The sequence below is a fragment of the Brevibacterium sp. MGP-B1 genome, from assembly GCF_057766545.1.
The window spans coordinates 3288077-3305866 of the sequence record NZ_CM173407.1; the positions used below are offsets into that span (position 1 = coordinate 3288077).

Sequence of the window (17790 nt, forward strand, 5' to 3'; positions counted from 1 at the left end):
CACTCTGCCCTGGTCGTCATGCTGGTCGTCGTGCTCGTTTCGTTCACGTATGCAGTGTCGTGGCCCGTTCGCGACCATTCGCCTCACACTCTTGCGGTGTCTCGGCGCAGGGCCCAGGCCGAACCTGCCACGAAGATCCCCAGCCACACGATCACGCTGACAATCGCCCAATGATCGTAACCCCCGCCGAGCGGTGCGCGGGCGATTTCGCCGACTCCATACGCCGGGGTGAAGCGGGCGATCGTCTGCAGCGTGTCGGGCCAGATCTCGAGCGGAACGAAGAGTCCGCCGATGAGCGAGAGGATGCCGAGGACCATGCTCGCGACCTGGATCGCGTTTTCGGCCGGCAGCAGGTAGCCGAGCATGACGCCGAAAGCGGCGAAGACCCCGGAGGTGAGGATGACGAGGAGACCGGAGGCGATGAGTGTGCCCAGTGGTGCGTGAACGCCGGTGACGGCGGCAAGAACGAAGACGACGATGACGGACACCGCGCCGAGAGCCATGGACACGATCACCTTGATGAGAATGTAGGCCGCCGGATGCAGCGGCGTCAGTGCGAGCTGCCGGCTCCACCCGAGCGCGCGTTCGATGGCGACCTGCGCACCACCCGTGGTCGTAGCAATCATCGCCCCATACGTGGCCAAGGAGACCGAGATGTAGAGCGCGGCATTCGTGCTCCCGAGCATCTCGTCCTTGTTCGTCAGGCCGAAGATGAGGTAGAAGACCGCGGGCATGATCATCGTGAAGATCAATGTGCGCCGGTTGCGCAGCTTCCGCAGCAGTTCGAGGCGCAGAAGGGTTACTGAGAATCCGCCGAGGCGGGGCACCCGTCGGTTCTCCAGCGAGGTGAGGAACGCCGCCGAGGCGGCGGTGCGGGTTTCGGTGTCAGTGAGCGAGTCGGTGTGGGCAGCGGTGTCGGGGCGAGTGGTTTCGGGGTGGACGGACATGTCAGGCTCCTTTCGAGGTAAGGCTGATAAAGGCGTCTTCAAGGGAATGGGAGGTGATCTCGAGGTCGGTGCACGCGTTGTCGAAGAGCATCTTCGCGGCTGCATCCGAGTCTGTGGTGCGCATCTTCAGACGTCTGGCAGCGACGTCGATGGATTCGACACCGGCCAATCCGCCGAGGCGGTCGAGCAGGTCATTGACGCCCGATTCGGTGGTGTCGTCGGTCATCGGCAGGGTTGCGCTCACGGTCTTCGCGGCGGTCATGCCGCGGATCTCGTGGGCGGGTCCGTCGGCGACGACCCGGCCGTCTGCGACGAGGACGACGCGGTCGGCGAATTCATCGGCCTCTTCGAGGTAGTGGGTGGCGAAGAGGATTGTCTTGCCGGTCAGTGCGTCGGCGCGCATCTGGTGCCAGAAGTCGCGGCGGCCGGTGACGTCCATTCCGGTGGTCGGTTCGTCGAGGACGATGAGGGCGGGGTCCGGCAGCAGGGCCATGGCGAAGCGCAGGCGCTGCTTCTGCCCGCCGGAGCATTTCTTCACCACCGAATCGGCGATGTCGGTGATCCCGGCGCGTTCGAGGACGAGGTCCGTGTCGAGGGAGGAGGCGAAGATCGCCGAGGTGTAGTCGACGGTTTCGCGGACGGTGAGGTCATCGAGCAGTCCACCGGTCTGCATCACCGAACTGACGAGCCCGAGGGCGACCGCTCGCCGAGGCGGCATCCCGAAGATCTCGACAGAGCCGTCATCTGGTCGGCTGAGTCCGAGGAGCATGTCGATGGTCGTTGTCTTACCAGCCCCGTTGGGTCCGAGGAAGGCGACGACTTCGCCGGGGCGAATGTCGAGGTTGAGGCCGTCGACGGCTGTCAGTTCGCCGAAGCTCTTGGTCAGGCGGTTCAGGCTGACAGCTGCAGGGGTCGCGGCGGATGTCCGGGTCGGAGGGGCTGTGTGAGTCGCTGTCTGTGAAGTCATGTCCACAGACTAGAAATCGGAGCCGGTGTGTACAGATGCCATTTGTCATCGGTTGGTCTCCGACAATGCGTCACAAACGCCACGGCAGAAAATTGCTCAATCAACAATCCTGACAACATCGGCTGTCACAAACTGGCAGACTGGAACCATGTCCGATAATTCTTCTGATGACGCCCGGTCGCCGGAGGTCGATCCGCCGCCGGTCAGCCGTCAACAGCGCCGTGAAGAAGAATCCGCGAACTCCCGCTCCCCTTGGAAGCGCCGATTGAGCATCGCCCTGCAAGTGATCGCCTGGACACTGGCCGGCATCTTCGCGCTCATCATCGTGCTCACGGTTGTGGTGCCGAGAATCATCGGAGCAGAGCCGTTCACGGTGATCTCCGGATCGATGGAGCCGACCATTCCGACCGGCTCGATCGTCGTGGCCAAGCATGTCGAAGCTGGCGAGGTCGCTTTCGGCGATGTCGTGACCTATCAGCTGAAGTCTGGAGAGCCTCTGACGGTGACGCACCGCGTCGTGGCGGTGGATGTCGTCGAGGGCAAGACTCGCTATCGGACCCAGGGAGATGCGAACAACGCCGAGGACCCCCTCCCGGTCCGCCCCGAGCAGATCCGCGGAGTCGTCGCCTACCATATTCCGCTAGTCGGGTACCTCGGCCAGCTGGTGCCGATGGGCAACAGGCAGACGATCGCAACGATCGTCGGAATCAGCCTCCTCGGCTACGCAGTCATCATGCTAGTCCGCAGCTTCGTCGAGCATCGACGGACGAAACGTCTTTCACCCGACCCTGATAACAAACAATGAACTCTGCGGTCAAGATCACTTCTTTTTTGCGCAATCTACATTGCCTGTTGTAACTTTCACGGTTACCATCATTCACGGATGCTGAATATCTGCACCATGACGCAGGTGAAGTTCGGTAAGTGACTCTTTGATGACTTCACGCGTCGACAACCACCCCTCCCGTACACACAGGATCACACGTGAAGAAATCAACGAAGGCACTCATCGCAGGCGGCATCGGCGTCGCTCTCCTCGTCGGCGGAGCGAGCACCGTCTCATTCTGGACCGACGAAGCAGAAGGCGGCGACGGAGTCATCTCCTCTGGAACTCTCGACCTCGGCACACCCGCCGGTGGTGGCTGGGAGATCAGCCACGAAGGCGACGGTTCCGGCACCGCGACTGAGCCGGTGGCGTTCAACCCCGGTTCTGACCAGATCGTCCCTGGCGACATTCTCACTTACACTCAGTCGATTCCCGTCACCCTCGAAGGCGAGAACATCAAGGCTGAGTTCAACGGCAATATCGACGTGACTCCGTCAACTGACGCGGCCGCCGATACTGCGCTGTCCGATGCCATCGAGTCCGAAGATCTTGCGGCGACTGGTCTGACCGGAGCAACAGGCGACCTCACACTCGACGGCGAGACTCTCACCGGTGAAGGTGAAGGCACCGTCGAGGTGACGACTACGATCACCTTCCCGTGGGGCACCGAGGGCCAGTACAACGATGCCAAGCTCGGTGCGCTCAACTTCGCTGTGGACTACACCCTCACCCAGGTGCCCGGCAACTGATCAACATCACCTTCAGGGTGGGTTCGGCTGATTCGGACCCACCCTTCGACTCTTCCTCAATCCCCATCTCTACCTGAGGAGTACACACATGTCTCTCCGTCGCGCAGTGTTCGCTGCCGCAGCCGCCGCTGCGGCCGGCGCACTGCTCATCGGCGGCGGAGCGACATACGCGGCATGGTCGGATTCCGCAGAATCCGAATCCTCAACAGTCACGGCGGGGACTCTGACGGCCGCAATCGCACAGAACGGTCCCACCAACGTGTCGACCGGATCGAATCCGAACATCATCGTGCCCACAGGGAGCAAGGGGCTCATTCCCGGAGTCCAAGCTCAACGCTGGACGTACACGGTCACGAACTCCGCTAAGTCGGCGACCGCTGCAGTGGGAACTCTCGATATCGTCGGGTCTCCGTCGAACGCCAATGACTACGCGGCCATGCGAACCTACCTGCGCGCTTCCGCCACCATCGACGGAACGAAGAAGGACATACCCAACTCTGCTTTCACCTCCAGCGGGTTCTCCCACAAAATCGATCTCGGCAAGGCTCTCAAGCCCGGTGATACTGCGACCGTCACTCTCGATCTGTCGATGCCGGCAACTGCGACGAACTCGGCGGGGAAGAAAGTCGACCTCACCGTCGAACTTCTCAACCGCCGCAGCGCCAACTTGGACGTCCAGTCCATCTTTACGATGAGAAACTCGCTTCAGCTCAAACAAGCAGGCAAGCTTTGAAGCATCACTTTTCGAAACCGACAAAACGTAGAGCGTGGATGGTCACGGCAATCCTGGCCGCACTGCTGCTGCTCGTCCCGGTGGGCGTAACGACGGCCTACCTCATCAGCCGAGCGACGGCTGGCCAGACCGCCGGCGGGCTCGGCCGCTGGTGCTCTGTGCCGAACCCCGCCGAACAGCCGAACGTGTATCGGCTGAAGGACTTTCCCACGTACTCATCGAGCGGTTCATCGATGATCATCGTTCCCGTTGTCCGCAACGGTGAGTTCGGTTCCGGTGGCGGCGACGGACGACTGGGCGTAAGGGCGTGGACGTGCAGCTCTTCGGCTTTGACTTCGAATTCGACAGTGAAGGTCACAGCTTGGCGCAATACGGATAAATCGGCGACGCTCAATTGGCTGGCTCCGGTCAATGGCAACGGGTTCCCATCACGTCGTCTCGACCCCGAAAACGGCTTAGGCGCGCAGTTCAAGAAACTGCACCGGACCGGATCGAACGCGGCCGGAAATCCGAACCTCACCCTCAGCGACCGGCAACGGTACACCTGGCTCATGTCAGCGGACCGAACTAAAGCCAACCCGACCGCGGCTGCCTCTTGCGGTCTTCTTGGTTGCGCAATCGTCCGAGTCGGAGACGGCCCGACATTTGCGAACGGTTTCGCCGCTGATACGCCGGGAAGCAGGGTCCCGTCGAACAGCGTCGAATATCTGGGAGCAGGATATTGGAAGAATGCTGACGAGTACGACACGAGCACCGCGCATCCCGTCAACCTTTCCAGCTACGGCAACGACCTCACCAGCTCCGACGGACGTCAGGTCCAATGGGTCGTCATGGAATGGTGGGGTTCGACACCCCCGAGCAATGACATGGTTCTCGAGGTGTTCGTGCGATGACTCGCGCCAACGCACGTCTCACCATCATCTCGGCGGTTGCCGTCGTCCTTGGCCTGATCTTCACAATGACGACTCCCGCCTCGGCGAGCGCCGATGGTCAGATCGTCGTCACCCGGCCCGACGGGAGCGCACCCGGCAAGCTCTTCACCGATCTCACCTTCGTGCCCGGTGACACGAAGACGGAGAAGCTTGTCGTCTCGCAGACCACCGAAGCGGACGTCACGACCGGTATTCGCTTCGAATCCACCTCACCGCACGGTCCGCTCCATGATTCCGCCGAGGTTACGATCAGCGGTTTCGGCGACTCTGTATCCTCACCCCTCGGCGAAGCCCTTGATACCGAATCCCCAGTCTGGCTCGGCACGCTCTCCCCGAGCGACAAGGAATCAATCACGATCTCCGTTCGCCTCCCCGAATCTGCAGGGAACGACACCAAGCAAGAACAAGCGCGGTTCCGCGTCATCGTCACCGCTCAGGGCGACGGCGTCGGCCCCACGACTCCGCCGGAGGACGCCACAGCCGATTCCGACGACAGTGCATCGAGCGATGCAGATGCCTCTGGCTCAGATCAGGATGACGACTCGTCTGCAGACGGCGGCAGCGAAGCCACTGCCACCTCAGATTCGACGTCGAATGGTGACAAGAGCACCGCTGCCGACGGCAGCTCAGGTTCAGGCGCAGATTCGGACGCGGGAAGTGGAAGCAGTTCGGACGCCGGCGGCACAGATCGTGGCAGGGCGAACTCAATCACGGACACAAACGCAGACTCAGATTCCGATGCCGACGGGTCGCTGCCGCGAACAGGACTCGGATCGTTAGCAGTGCTCTTTGTCGGCGCAGGCCTGCTGCTCCTCGGCGCCCTTGCCGTCTCAATCGTCCGGCGACGCAGAGACCGAACTGCGAGTTAACTCAGGCTTCACGTTCCCTCCACTCGCCTTGTGTGAATGCTGAGTAGGTTGGAGGCCGTCTGCTCGCACACGACGCTCACGCACTCGTCCGAGCCCTGCCTCCGGCACCGCTCGAATCGTTCCGACGCCTCCTCTTCGGTGAGCGCCTGTGCACCTCAACGAAAGGACTGCACATGGCCAGGACAACCCTGCGTCTCGCCGCGGCAACCGGCGCACTCAGCCTCGCACTCTTCGGATTCGCAAGTTCCGCCTCGGCGGCAGGAATCGACGAACCCGGCGGAGCCCGCCAACTCGACAGCGACAATACCGACGCCATCCGCGACGCGGTCGAGGACTCCGGTGCGAAGAACGTCATCCTCCTCATCGGCGACGGCATGGGCGATTCGGAGATCACCGCCGCCCGCAACTATGCGAAGGGCGCCCACGGTCGCTTTGACGGCCTCGACGAACTGCCGCTGACCGGGCAGTACACGACGTACGCGGTGGACAAGGACTCCGGCAAGCCGGACTATGTCACCGACTCCGCGGCCAGCGCCACAGGCTGGTCATCGGGAACGAAGACCTACAATGGCGCACTCGGCGTCGACCGGACCGGCAAACCGCACAAGACTCTCATCGAGATGGCCCGCGCCAAGGGCATGAAGACCGGCGACGTCTCGACCGCGGAGATCCAGGACGCGACTCCGGCCGCGCAGCTCGCCCACATCAGCCAGCGCGGCTGCTACGGCCCCGAGGAGACGGCCAAGGACTGCGCGGACGAGACCCTGGAGAACGGCGGCCTCGGCTCGATCAGCGAGCAGATCCTCAACGCTCGCGCCGATGTCACCCTCGGCGGCGGTTCGGCATCCTTCGAACAGAAGGCCACCGCCGGCGATTGGAAGAACAAGACGCTGCGGGAGCAGGCGGAGGAACGTGGCTACCAGCTCGTCGACGACTCCGACTCACTCGACTCCGTCACCGAGGCGAACCAAGATGCACCGGTGCTCGGTCTCTTCACAGAGGGCAATTTCCCCGTTCGCTGGGAGGGACCGAAGGCCACGCACAGAGGCGGCACCGAACCGGCCGTGAAGTGCAAGAACAACCCGGAGCGCACCTCGGACGTACCGAAGCTCGATCAGCTGACGAACAAGGCCGTCGATCTGCTCGACAATGACAAGGGCTTCTTCCTCCAGGTCGAGGGAGCGAGCATCGACAAGCAGGACCACGCGGCCAACCCGTGCGGTCAGATCGGTGAGACCGTCGACCTCGACGAGGCGGTCAAGGCTGCCCTCGACTTCGCGAAGGAAGACGGCGAAACTCTCGTCATCACCACCGCCGATCACGCTCACACCAGCCAGATCGTCAGCACCGGTACGGACACCCCGGGTCTCACCCGGACCCTGACCACCGCCGACGGCAGCGAGATGACGATGAACTACGCGACCGCCGACGAAGAGGAGTCGCAGGGCCACACCGGAACGCAGCTGCGCATCGCGGCCTACGGACCGGGCGCGGCCAATGTCGTCGGGCTGACCGACCAGACCGACATGCACTATACGATCGCAGACGGTCTGGGACTCGACCCCGACGCCGAAGTGCCCGGCGACCCGGGCGACGATGCGAACGGCGATGACGACTCGGCCGGTTCCGATGATGCGAACGGTTCCGACGATGCCGCGGGCTCGTCCGACGCCGGTGGCAATGACGGTGGGGCAGGGACCGAGGACTCGAACTCATCCGAGGACTCCAACGGCTCCTCCGATTCCACCGGAGGCGGCGCCGGCGCCAACGGCGGCTCCGAAGGCGGCGAAGGCAATGCCTCGACCGGCGGCGGAGACGAAGGTCCCGGTCTGGCCGGCGGTGGCGGCGGAACCCTGCCGCGCACCGGCGTTGAGATCGGTGCCGCGATCTTCTTCGGCGTGGCCGCGATCATCGGCGGATCGGCCCTGATCCGCATGGCCAAGCGCCGCGGAATCCTCCCCGCCTGACAACAGCCCGACCACAGCCCGTCTGCGCACGATGCCGGATGCTCCCAGCGAAGCGTCCGGCATCGTTCGTCGTCTCCACAGGTCGACCTGGCAGAGTGGGCCCATGGAACCCATCGAACTTCCGCTGACCACCGACCGACTGCGGCTGCGCACCTATGTCGAATCCGACGTCGACGAGCAGCTGCGGATATTCTCCCGCGAGGACGTCTCCCGGTTCCTCCTCGAAGATCCCTGGACCGCCGAAGTGGCCCGGACCAAGGTCTCAGAACGCATGCAGCACACGGGGCTCGAGACCGAATCCCGTGCCCTGGCCCTGGTCATCGAGACGGCCGACGGTCTCGACTCCCTTGAAGGCTCGCACGTCATCGGCGACATCGCGATCTGGCTCGACGACGACAGTGAGCAGAAGGCCGAGATCGGCTGGATCCTCGATCCGGCCGCCAGTGGCCACGGGTTCGCCACCGAGGCGGCCATCGCGGTCCTCAACGTCGCCTTCGACCACTACGGCCTCCACCGGGTCTTCGCGCAGATGGATTCCCGGAACACCGCCTCGGCGAATCTGGCTCGCAGGATCGGGATGCGGGAGGAAGCGCACCTGCGCAAGGACTGGTGGTCGAAGGGCGAATGGACCGACACCCTCATCTTCGGGATGCTTTCCAGCGATCGGCAGACAGCCTGACTGCTGCGTTCCAGACGCCGGTCCGACCCGATTTTCTGAGATCTCGGACTCTTTGTGCCAGCTTCCGTATTCGCCCGCCGCCCCGGTGTGAGAATCTGAGGTGGCCGTGGAGCCGGGTCCGTCGATCGCATCGGGGCCGAGGCGACCACGGTCAGTCGAGAGAAGAGGACAGCAGACACCGATGGCTCCAGCCGACAAGGACCGCAACGAGGCGCTCCCCAGCGACGCAAACGCTGACGGACATGAAGAGAACGCAGGCCTGAAAAGAGGCCTGACCGCCAGACACATCCGCTTCATGGCCCTCGGCTCCGCCATCGGCACCGGCCTCTTCATGGGCTCCTCGGAGTCGATCCAAGCCGCAGGACCAGCAGTGCTGCTCGCTTACATCATCGGCGGTGCCGCCGTCTTCATGGTCATGCGCGCCCTCGGCGAACTCGTCGTCCGCCATCCCGTCTCCGGCTCCTTCGGCCAGTATGCCTCCCGCTACATCCACCCCTTCGCCGGCTTCCTCGTCGGCTGGACCTTCGCCTTCGAGATGGTCCTCGTCGCCGTCTTCGACGCCACCGCGATCGGCGTGTACATGGGCTTCTGGTTCCCGGGAGTCCCCCGCTGGATCTGGGTGCTCGCCGTCGTCTTCTTCATCGCCGCGATCAACATGATCGGCGTCAAGGTCTTCGGTGAGCTGGAATTCTGGTTCGCGCTCATCAAGATCGTCGCGATCATCGCCCTCATCGCCGCCGGCGTGGCCATCATCATCTTCGGCTTCGGCATCGCCGACCACGATCAGATGGGCCCGCAGGCCCTGTTCGACCACGGCGGCTTCTTCCCCAACGGGTTCTGGGGTCTGCTCTCATCATTCACCATCGTGATGTTCGCCTTCGGCGGCATCGAGATCATCGGCGTCACCGCCGGAGAGGCACAGAATCCAAAACAGGTGCTGCCGGCCGCCATCAACTCGGTGCCGGTGCGCATCCTCCTCTTCTACGTGCTCACCCTCGGCGTGATCATGTGCATCCTGCCGTGGAACCAGATCACCTCCGAGATCAGCCCTTTCGTCGCAATCTTCGACTCCGTCGGCTTCAGTGCAGCGGCCGCCATCCTCCAGGTCGTCCTCATCACGGCGGCCCTGTCGGCCATCAATGCCGACATCTTCGGCGCCGGCAGGATGCTCCACGGCCTCGCCGAACAGGGGCAGGCTCCGCGGTCCTTCGCCCGCACCTCACGCAGCGGCGTGCCCGTGATGACCGTGGTGACGATGATCGTCGCGCTGCTGGCAGGCGTCGTCCTCAACTACCTCTACCCCGACCAGGCCCTGTTCCTGCTCGGAGCATTGGCCACCTTCGCCACGGTGCTGGTGTGGCTGATCATCCTCGCCTCCCATATCCGGATGAAGAAGGTGATCGCCGAGGAGGCGCGCCTTCCCAGCGAATTCCCCATGCCGCTGTGGCCGGTGGGATCGTGGATCACCGTCGCGTTCATCGTCTTCGTCGTCGTCATGGTCGGCATCGTCCCCGACTCACGACCGGCCCTGTGGGTCGGACTGCTGTGGGTCGTCGCGCTGTGGCTGTGCTATTTCGCCTTCGTCCGTGGTCGGGGGCGCCGCCCCTTTGAGCTCACCGACCGCACCGAACCCGTCACGGCGTCCGACGCCGCAGAGTGAGCGAGCCGACGATGACGGCGCCGATGATCCAGCAGGCGATGAAGAGCACCCGCAGCAAGATATAGGCATTGTCCTCATCTCCGGTCGACACGGCGTCCAGCGCATCGATCGCGTGCGAGAGCGGCAGCCAGTCGCCGACCACCCCGAGCACATTGGTGGGTATCACCCGTCGACGCCGCGACGCTGACTGCTCCACCTCCCGAGCCCGAGAAGACTGAGACCGGCGACCAGGACTGTCACAACGGCGAAAGTGATCGTCGAGGTGACGAGCCCTGTCAAGAGTGCGAGCGCGCCGACGCCGATGATCGGCGCGGACATGGCCAGGTAGGCGAGAATGAAGTACGAGGTCGTCACAGCAGTCCTGTTCCGCACCTCGGTGACGGCGGTGATGGCGCGCATGCCCGTCGTGAAGAGGAAGCCCTGCCCGGCCCCACCGAGGATCGCCGAGACGACGAGCAGCAGGGTCGAGTCCGCCAGGAGTGCGAGCGACAGGAACGCCATACAGGCGATCTGAATGATCCCTCCGCACAAGACGAGAGTCCGATCGGCCAGCCCCTGGAACAGCAGCTGGCACGCGGCCGAGGCACCGAAGAGTGCGAAGACCACTGCGCCGATGACGGCGGCGGAGCCGATGTCGAGGGTCTGCTGCATGAAGCTCGGAGCCACGGCGGAATACAGCCCGGCGATCGCGAAGCTCGCGACGGCTCCTGGCACCGCACGGAGAAAGACCGCACGGGACTCTGGCGGGATAGCGGGCAGCTGCAGGCGCAGGGAATGGGAACGCGAGAGCGCACTCTCCCTGACGCCCAGCAGCGCCGCTCCCGCGAGCAGAAGGAGGACGGCGTGAATGAGGAACGGCGTGAACAGAGGGCGCGGCAAAGCCTCGGCGACCGTTCCCGACATGAGGTTGCCCAATCCGAGACCGCCGATGTTCGCCGCCGTGGCCAGTGACGTCGCGAGCCTGCGCCTGCCGGGCGGAGCATTCTCGAGCACTGCGACAGTCCCGGTGGCTGTGAAGATGCCGGCTGCGATCCCGGACAACACCCGTCCGGTGTAGAGCAGACCGAGATGACCACCGGCCATGAACAGCCCCGCCGAGGCGAGGGAGACGAGGACGCCTGCGGCCAGTAGTGGCTTCCGGCCCCAGGCCTCCGAGAGCCTGCCGAAGAAGACGAGCGCGGCGATGACGGCTCCGGCGTATATCGAGAAGAGCAGCGTGGTCTGTGTGCTGCCGAACCCGAACTCGACCTGATAGCTCGGGTAGAGCGGCGTCGGCAGAGTGGTGCCGATCATGACGACCGCGAACACATAGGTCGCCGCGCCCAGCGTCCAGCCGGTGCCCGACCGCTCGCCGACCGCAACACTGTCAGCAGCTGTGCTGCGCTTCATCTCTGTCTCCCCTCTCGGTCCGTTCGCTTCCTCTCCTCCCCCGCCTGACTTCCCGGCTTGAGTTTCCCGGTCCTCACAGGTCGGGACGGCGCCGCGCATGTCCGGTGGCTGCCTCGAAGCCGCGGGCGACGCGGAGCACTGTGGCATCACCACCGACCGGTCCGATGATCTGCAGACCGATCGGCAGACCGGTCGAGCTGAAGCCGGCGGGCAAGCTCAGTGCCGGACAGCCTGTGGCGGAGATGAGAGTCGTCGAGTCGACCCACGCCATGTAGTCCTCGACCGGTCGAGAGTTGATCCGAATGGGATATTCGTCCTCCGCGGAGAACGGGAGGACCTGCGAGGTCACCGTGACCAGGACGTCGTGAGTGGAGAAATAGTCATTCATTGCTGCCCACAGCCCCGCGCGTGCCCGGTCGAAGTCGAAGAGGTCGGGAGCAGTGAGTGCGAGACCGGCATCAACATCGGCCTGCAGGGAGGCCTTCAACCGCCCCGGGTGGGCCGCATCCACCTCCCGCAGGTTCGCCGCGAACTCATAGGCCCTGGCCGTGCGGAACACGTCGCGGGCCGCACGGAGATCCGGCACGGACTCGCTCAGTCGGGCGCCGAGGTCGGCGAACACCGAAGCGGCGCCGGCGACCACGTCGCGGACTTCCGCCTCGAGTTCGAGTAGACCATCGAGGTCGAGGGAGAACCCTGCGGTGATTCCGCTGAGATCGGTCGCCTCCCCGCGCCAAGGCCCGAAACGCGGCGAGGCAGGCCCAGAGCCGGTCCCGCTGCACAGCTCCATGAGCCAGCCGACGTCGTCGACGGTGCGCGCCATGAAGCCCGGCTGGCTCAGCCAATGCCAGGGATCCTCGGGGAAAGTCCGGGGAATCCATCCGTGCGAGGGCCGGAGCCCGACGATGTTGTTGAACGAGGCGGGTAGGCGCAGTGAGCCGCCGGTGTCGGAACCGTCCCCGGCAGCCTGGACTCCGCAGGCGATGGCCGCGGCCGCGCCTCCCGAGGATCCGGCGGCCGACCGAGTGGTATCGAAGGGGTTCCTCGTCGTCCCGAAGACGCGGTTGGTCGTGTGCGCCCCAGCCGCGAATTCGGGCACGTTCGACTTACCCGTGGAGATCACGCCTGCCGCCTGCAGCCGAGCGATCACGCTGCTGCTCCGCTGCGGCACATGATCGGCGAAGAGCTCGCTACCGTAGGTCGTGCGCATACCTGCGGTATCATGCGTGTCCTTGTGGGTCATGGGCACTCCGCAGAGTGGCGGCAGGCCCTTCTCGCCGGCCGCACGCCGCCGGTCCGCCTCACGTGCCGCAGCGAGCGCGCGTTCGGGTTCGAGGGTGACGATCGCATTCGTCACCGAGTTGACCTCAGCGATGCGGTCGAGGTGCGCGGTCACGAGCTCGACGCTGCCGATCTCGCGGCTGGCGAGCGCGGCCGCCTGCTCGGCCAGGGACAGCCAGGCCGGGGAATCCGCCGTCAACGACGACCGGCCAGGAGGCCGAGGCAGACGCCGAGCAGCGCTGCCCCCGCACCGACGGCGGCGCCGACGACGAAGCCGTCGCCGCAGGGTCGGTGGCTGCCGGCCGTCCAGGCGGCGGGAACCGCGGCATTTCCTGGGACGGATGAACCTGCCGGCGCGCCCGCGGCGGCGGTGACCGATGTGACAGGAGCGGCAGCACCGGAACCGGACAGCCCGTCCGCCTCCGCTCCGGTCGAAGCACCTGCAGGCGCACCCTTCTCCGGCACACCGTCGCGGATGGCCGCGTCGATGTCGGCGAAGAACTTCTTCGCGATGCGTTTGGCGACTCCGCCGAGCATCCTCTGTCCGACTCCCCCGATCGGCCCGCCGAGCACGGCATCGGCTTGCCAGGTGATGTCGCTGCCGCCCTCGGCTCCGGAAACCAGTGCCACCGAGATGTCAGCGCCGATAGTGCCGGGTCCGCCCGCACCCTTGGCGCTGAGGACGAACGACGTGCCCTCGACCTCCTCGGAGAAGACGACGGTGCCCTTGTATGTGCCCTTGATGGCGGCGACGCCCATGGTGAGGACGACGTCGAAGCTGCCCTCACCGGTCCGAGTGAAGCTCTCGACTCCCGGAATGGTCGCGGCGAGGATCGACTCGTCGTGGAATGCGGCATAGGCCGTCGCCGGATCGGCGATCATCGTGGCTGTGGAGGAGATGAGCATGGTTCGGATGTCCTTCGGTCGGATTCAGCGGGAGCGATTGAGCTCGCCCGCGGCATGGTTCGTTCTCATATGCCACAGGCTCGAGGGGTCCAGCGGCATCGAGCGGATGGGGATCCCTTCGGCGTCCTCGAGCGCCGAGGCGATGGCAGTGGCGGCGGGAATCGTACCGGCCTCGCCGGCCCCCTTGATGCCGAGCGGATTGAGCGGACTCGGAGTCTCGAGGTGGTCGGTCTCGACGTGAGGGACCTCGGACGCGAAGGGCATGAGGAAGTCCATGAAGGAGGCGTTGAGCAGCTGTCCGTCGGCATCATAGGCCATCTTCTCGTACAGCGCCCCGCCGACTCCTTGGGCCACACCTCCGTGGACCTGCCCTTCGACGACGAGCGGGTTGACCATCGGTCCGCAGTCGTGGACGACACAGTAGCGGAGGATTCTGATGTCCGCGGTCTCCGGATCGGTCTCGACGATCGCGGCATGCATGCCGTTGGCAACGGTTGAGCGCAGCGGCGAGAAGAACTCCTGCTCCTCAAGCCCCGGTTGCTCTCCCGGCCCGATCGAAGGCTCGTCCTCGGCGGAGTCCTTGGCGAACTGGGTGGCCGCCCGTGCACTCTCGTCGAAGGCGTAGCGCAGCGGGTTCGACAGCACCGACACCGCCGCCAACGGCATCGACGCGCTGGGATCGCCCTTGACCTGGATCATGCCCTCGTCGATCTCAAGGTCCTCAGGATCGGCCTCGAGGGACTCACCGGCGATCCGCAGAGCCTTCTGCTTCACCTTCTTCGCGGTGAGGTGGAGTGCGTTACCGGCCATGACCGCTCCGCGCGAACCCCACGTGCCCACCGAATAGGGCAGCTTGCGCGTATCGCCGGTCTTGACATGGACTGTCTCGAGCGGGACTCCCAGCTCATCGGTGACGATCTGGGCGAAGACCGTCGCATGAGCCTGCCCGTGGGTCGTCAGGCCGGTCCAGACATTCACCCGTCCGGAGGACTCGACCTCGATGTGTCCGCCTTCGTAGGGCCCGGCACCGGTGCTCTCGATGTAGCAGGCGAGACCGATGCCCACCCGGCGGCCCTCGCTGCGGGCCTGCTCACGGTAAGTTTCGAACTCGTCCCAGCCGACGATCGACTTGAGTTTGTCCATCGAGGTGACGAAGTCTCCCGAGTCGATGCAGCCCTCGGCTCCGTCCTGCATCCGCAGGCCCATGGGATGCGGGAAGTCGCGGACGAAGTTGCGCAAACGCACCTCGGTGCGATCGAGGCCGAGCTCGGCGGCGATCGCGTCCATCGTCCTCTCCATCATGAACACCGCATGGGCGCGACCGGCACCACGATACGGGGTGACCATGACAGTGTTCGTGTACAGCGACCAGTACTCGACGCGGAACGCCGGGATCACGTACGGGCCCATGATGTGGGTGGAGGTGTTGAGCGGGACGATCACGCCGTAGGGCAGGTAAGCGCCGTTGTCATGCCAGAACTTCACGTCGAGTCCGAGAATCCGACCCTCGTCGTCGAAGCCGACCTTGACCCACTGGGTCTGCGCTCTCTCATGTGCAGAGGAGATGAAGTGCTCGCGACGGTCCTCGGTCCATTTGACCGTGGTCTCGAGCGAACGCGCGGCGCAGGCCACGGCGAGCTCCTCCGGCCAGGGGTGGTTGATCTTCACGCCGAAGGCTCCGCCGACATCGGGGGTGATGACCTCGACCCGGGTCAGCGGGATCTCGAGCTTGGCTGCGAGCACGGCCCGCAGACCTGTGCTCGTCTGCGTCGAGGAGTGAACCTCCAGGCTCTCCTCGCCGGGATCCCACCGCGCCACGACGCCCTTGCCCTCCATCGGCATGCAAGCGCTGCGCTCGAATTCGAGGTCGAGTTCGAGGACATGGGGCGCGTCCTCGAAACCCGCATCGACATCGCCGACGTCCTGCACGATGTGAGCGGCGACGTTGTCCTCCATCCCCTCATGGACGATTCGCGTTCCCTCGCGGGACGCTTCGACGCCGACGACGGCCTCGCGGAAGCTGTACTCGACCTCGATGCGGTTCGCAGCGTCCTCCGCGATGTAGCGGTTCTCGGCGATGACCATGACGATGGGCTCGCCGACGAAGTTCACATGGTCCTTGGCAAGGGCGTAACCGGTGTGCGGGGCGACGATCGAGGGATGCGGAATGAGCATCGGCAACCGTTCCGCGGCCTGTCCGGGCAGGTCCTCGTGCGTCCACACCGCGATGACGCCGCCGACGTCGAGGGCGCCAGTGACGTCGATGTCGAGAATGTCGGCATGGGCGTGAGGGCTGCGCACGAATGCGGCTGCGATCGCCGTTCCCGAGACGTCGTCGACATAGCGGCCGTGGCCGGTGAGCAGGCGTGGGTCTTCGCGTCGGGTGATCTTCTGGCCGAAGAGGCGAGTGGTCATTGCGAAGCCCCCTCTGCGCGCAGTTCGGCGGCTCGACACACTGCGGAGACGATGTTCTGGTAGCCGGTGCAGCGGCAGAGGTTGCCGGATACGGCCTCGCGGGCCTCCTCCTCGGTGGGGTTCGGATTCTCGTAGATGTAGGCGTCGATGGTCGTGACGAAGCCCGGGGTGCAGAAGCCGCACTGGAGACCGTGGCAGTCGATGAAGGCCTGTTGGACGTCAGACGGGTTCTCGGGATCGTCGCCGATACCCTCGACCGTTGTGATCTCATGGCCCTGAGCCGTGACGGCGAACATCAGGCAGGAGCGCACGGGCTCACCGTCGAGCTGGACCGTGCAGGCCCCGCAGACTCCGTGTTCGCAGCCCACATGGGTGCCCGTCAGCTCCAGGTCCTGCCGGAGCACGTCCGAGAGCAGCTTCCGGTCGGGAACCTCGAGCTCGTAGAGGGTGCCGTTGACTGCGAGTCGGATGTTCGATGTCGGTTCTGTGTCGATGTCTTCGGTCATGCTCGCCTTCTCTCCGTGTCGTCACCGGTCGTCACGACCGGGCTGTCCTCGCCGCGCGAATCCGCGGCCGTGCCGCGACCGCTCGCGCCGTCGCTGCGGCACAGGCGCCGGAACAGGCGGGAGGCGATCACTCCGGCAAGGTGTCTCCGGTAGTCCGCCGAGGCATGAATGTCTCCGCCGGGGTCGATGAAGTCGCGCGCCGCCTCGGCGACCGTGGCGGCAACCTCGGAGGCATCGCTGAGCCTTGCGCCCGATACGGCTTCGCCGAGGTCGAGGATGTCGGGAACGTCGGTGACGGAGACGAATCCGCAACGCAGCCCCGTCACAGTCTCGCCGTCGACGTCGAGGATCATCCCCACTCCCGCAAGCGCGTAGTCCCCGCTGCGCCGGGCGAGTTCGTCGAAGCCTGTGCGCGAACCCGCAGGCAGCGCTGGGAAGATCGCACGGGTGATGAGCTCATCGGATTCCAGCGAGGTCTCCAACGGCCCGATGTTGAGTTCCTCGGCGCCCAATGTCCTCTCACCGCGTCGGCTGCGCGCCTCGATGCGACCACCGGTGAGCGCGAGGACCATCGGCATCTCGCCGTTGGGATCGGCATGGGCGATCGAGCCGACGGTCGTGCCCCGATTGCGCACCGCGGGGTGCGCAACGAAACGCAGAGCCTCGCCGAGGAGAGGGTTGGCCCTGGTGACTTCCGCGCTGCGTTCGACCCGTCGATGCGTGACGCTCGCTCCCACGCAGATCTCCTCCGAACCGTCGGCGTCCGAGACCTCGAGCTCGTCGATACCAACCACGGAAGTGATGTCGAAGAGATCGCTAGGAGCGGCCAGGCGCATGTTGAGGACGGGAACGAGGCTCTGGCCTCCGGCGAGGATCTTTCCGGTGTCACCTCGAGCGGCAAGGAGGTCGAGAGTCTCGTCGACTGTCGTCGGTCGATGGATTCGCAGGGGTGATGGCTTCATCG

At 65.0% G+C, this 17790-nt stretch carries 17 protein-coding genes; 8 read left to right on the top strand and 9 right to left on the bottom strand.

What is annotated here, in order from left to right:
• Window positions 1–83: 83 nt before the first annotated feature.
• Together AC3CD9_RS14960 and AC3CD9_RS14965 are read right to left on the bottom strand one after the other, a co-directional pair.
• Entirely contained in the window at window positions 84–947 is an 864-nt protein-coding gene (locus AC3CD9_RS14960; RefSeq protein WP_488364704.1) for an ABC transporter permease, read from the bottom strand.
• Window position 948: 1 nt separating this feature from the next.
• Window positions 949–1914 carry an ABC transporter ATP-binding protein gene (locus AC3CD9_RS14965; protein WP_488364705.1) on the bottom strand — a complete coding sequence of 322 codons (966 nt, stop codon included), beginning with the start codon at window positions 1912–1914 and terminating at the stop codon, window positions 949–951.
• Between the two features lie 148 nt (window positions 1915–2062).
• On the opposite strand from AC3CD9_RS14965, the gene AC3CD9_RS14970 reads away from it, so the two are divergent.
• The 8 genes from AC3CD9_RS14970 to AC3CD9_RS15005 all read left to right on the top strand — a co-directional run bounded on the left by AC3CD9_RS14970 (window position 2063) and on the right by AC3CD9_RS15005 (window position 10329).
• Complete coding sequence (locus AC3CD9_RS14970; RefSeq protein ID WP_488364706.1) at window positions 2063–2719, top strand: signal peptidase I; 657 nt, start codon at window positions 2063–2065, stop codon at window positions 2717–2719.
• Between the two features lie 179 nt (window positions 2720–2898).
• Complete coding sequence (locus tag AC3CD9_RS14975) at window positions 2899–3489, top strand: alternate-type signal peptide domain-containing protein (RefSeq protein ID WP_488364707.1); 591 nt, start codon at window positions 2899–2901, stop codon at window positions 3487–3489.
• Between the two features lie 88 nt (window positions 3490–3577).
• Window positions 3578–4222, top strand: a complete 645-nt coding sequence (locus AC3CD9_RS14980; RefSeq protein ID WP_488364708.1) for a SipW-dependent-type signal peptide-containing protein — start codon at window positions 3578–3580, stop codon at window positions 4220–4222.
• 38 nt (window positions 4223–4260) lie between these two features.
• Window positions 4261–5115, top strand: a complete 855-nt coding sequence (locus tag AC3CD9_RS14985; protein WP_488364710.1) for a hypothetical protein — start codon at window positions 4261–4263, stop codon at window positions 5113–5115.
• On the top strand, window positions 5112–6023 hold the full coding sequence (locus AC3CD9_RS14990; protein ID WP_488364711.1) for an LPXTG cell wall anchor domain-containing protein: 912 nt from the start codon (window positions 5112–5114) through the stop codon (window positions 6021–6023). Before AC3CD9_RS14985 ends, AC3CD9_RS14990 begins: the two co-directional genes overlap by 4 nt.
• Window positions 6024–6196: 173 nt before the next feature.
• Window positions 6197–7990, top strand: coding sequence for an alkaline phosphatase (gene phoA / locus AC3CD9_RS14995; RefSeq protein WP_488364712.1), 1794 nt, complete (start codon window positions 6197–6199; stop codon window positions 7988–7990).
• A gap of 103 nt (window positions 7991–8093) precedes the next feature.
• Complete coding sequence (locus AC3CD9_RS15000; RefSeq protein WP_488364713.1) at window positions 8094–8669, top strand: GNAT family N-acetyltransferase; 576 nt, start codon at window positions 8094–8096, stop codon at window positions 8667–8669.
• A 181-nt stretch (window positions 8670–8850) separates the two neighbouring features.
• Window positions 8851–10329: an amino acid permease gene (locus AC3CD9_RS15005; RefSeq protein WP_488364715.1), complete on the top strand. Its 1479-nt coding sequence runs from the start codon at window positions 8851–8853 to the stop codon at window positions 10327–10329.
• Here AC3CD9_RS15005 and AC3CD9_RS15010 read toward each other — a convergent pair.
• The 7 genes from AC3CD9_RS15010 to AC3CD9_RS15040 all read right to left on the bottom strand — a co-directional run bounded on the left by AC3CD9_RS15010 (window position 10304) and on the right by AC3CD9_RS15040 (window position 17788).
• Window positions 10304–10495 (bottom strand): hypothetical protein, encoded by a 192-nt coding sequence (locus AC3CD9_RS15010; protein WP_488364717.1) that lies wholly within the window; start codon window positions 10493–10495, stop codon window positions 10304–10306. The genes AC3CD9_RS15005 and AC3CD9_RS15010 overlap by 26 nt on opposite strands.
• Window positions 10492–11718 (bottom strand): MFS transporter, encoded by a 1227-nt coding sequence (locus tag AC3CD9_RS15015; RefSeq protein ID WP_488364719.1) that lies wholly within the window; start codon window positions 11716–11718, stop codon window positions 10492–10494. Before AC3CD9_RS15015 ends, AC3CD9_RS15010 begins: the two co-directional genes overlap by 4 nt.
• 73 nt (window positions 11719–11791) lie before the next feature.
• Window positions 11792–13198, bottom strand: coding sequence for an amidase (locus tag AC3CD9_RS15020; protein ID WP_488364720.1), 1407 nt, complete (start codon window positions 13196–13198; stop codon window positions 11792–11794).
• On the bottom strand, window positions 13195–13905 hold the full coding sequence (locus AC3CD9_RS15025) for an SRPBCC family protein (protein ID WP_488364721.1): 711 nt from the start codon (window positions 13903–13905) through the stop codon (window positions 13195–13197). Before AC3CD9_RS15025 ends, AC3CD9_RS15020 begins: the two co-directional genes overlap by 4 nt.
• 24 nt (window positions 13906–13929) lie before the next feature.
• Window positions 13930–16320 (bottom strand): aerobic carbon-monoxide dehydrogenase large subunit, encoded by a 2391-nt coding sequence (gene cutA / locus AC3CD9_RS15030; protein WP_488364722.1) that lies wholly within the window; start codon window positions 16318–16320, stop codon window positions 13930–13932.
• Window positions 16317–16826 (bottom strand): (2Fe-2S)-binding protein, encoded by a 510-nt coding sequence (locus AC3CD9_RS15035; protein ID WP_488364723.1) that lies wholly within the window; start codon window positions 16824–16826, stop codon window positions 16317–16319. Before AC3CD9_RS15035 ends, cutA begins: the two co-directional genes overlap by 4 nt.
• Window positions 16823–17788: an FAD binding domain-containing protein gene (locus tag AC3CD9_RS15040; protein ID WP_488364724.1), complete on the bottom strand. Its 966-nt coding sequence runs from the start codon at window positions 17786–17788 to the stop codon at window positions 16823–16825. Before AC3CD9_RS15040 ends, AC3CD9_RS15035 begins: the two co-directional genes overlap by 4 nt.
• Window positions 17789–17790 lie beyond the last annotated feature (2 nt).